Annotated in this window: 1 protein-coding gene and 1 pseudogene; one reads left to right on the top strand and one right to left on the bottom strand. The window is 46.1% G+C overall.

The window, feature by feature from the left end:
* Nucleotides 1-149: pseudogene (locus R7Q48_RS29115) on the bottom strand (CpxP family protein); the annotation flags it as partial.
* A gap of 190 nt (nt 150-339) precedes the next feature.
* Here R7Q48_RS29115 and R7Q48_RS29110 point away from each other — a divergent pair.
* A partial coding sequence (locus R7Q48_RS29110) for a response regulator (RefSeq protein WP_318133837.1) occupies nt 340-592 on the top strand: 253 nt, incomplete at its 3' end.

Raw genomic sequence — 592 nt, 5'->3', positions numbered from 1 at the left:
TCGCGCATGATGCCACGGTCCATACCCATACCACATTCATCACGTGGGCCTTTGTGGTGATCTTTACCGCCAAATGCGAATGCACTCGCAGTGCCTAAAGTTAGAGGTAGAACAACAGCAGCTAACACAAGTTTTTTTGCAGATTTCATAATTCGATTCCTTACACAAGTGAGTGATTCTTCTGGGCTGTTCTCACAGCGCTTGAGTATAGAATACGACTCGCTAGGTAAAGCGGCGTATAGGGAGCGTAAAGAATCGTAAAGAGTCATTTTTGCCCTCTTCGTCGCACATCAATCCAATGTAATATTAAGTAAACGGTAACTGACCAAAGGTGCCCCGATGGCAAACATTCTTTTAATTGATGACGACATAGAACTGACAAGCCTATTAAAAGAGGTGCTCAGCTTCGAAGGATTCGAAGTCAGTGAAGCAAACGACGGTGAAGCCGGCCTTGCCGCAATCAACAGCGATATCGACCTCATCCTACTGGATGTAATGATGCCAAAATTGAATGGTATGGAAACGCTGAAGCGTCTGCGAGAGAACTGGGAAACCCCCGTGTTGATGTTGACCGCCAAAGGCGAAGAGATTG

Source organism: Vibrio sp. 378, from assembly GCF_033339435.1.
This window is presented reverse-complemented; position numbering and strand designations above follow the sequence as displayed.